We start from the raw sequence: 269 nt of genomic DNA on the forward strand, positions 1-269 counted from the left end.
GGTCACTACCCTGGTCCGGGATATCTTGCGGGATGCCGGGGTTGCCGCGGAAATGGGCGGCAACATCGGGGTGCCGGTACTGGATTTATTGGCTGGGCCGCAACCGGATGTGTATGTGCTGGAACTATCGAGTTTCCAGCTGGAAACGACAGCGAGCCTGAAGGCACGAGTGGCGACCATTCTGAACCTGAGCGAAGACCATATGGATCGTTATCAGGGGATGTCGGCTTACCAACTGGCCAAGCAACGTATTTTTACTGGTTGTGAGT

General features: G+C 55.8%; 1 protein-coding gene. It reads left to right on the plus strand.

Features of this window, described 5'->3' with window-relative positions:
• Positions 1 to 269 (plus strand): Mur ligase family protein (locus Q4563_RS20125; RefSeq protein ID WP_303605775.1); only part of this gene is annotated, 269 nt, incomplete at both ends.

This window comes from Gilvimarinus sp. 1_MG-2023 (assembly GCF_030548285.1).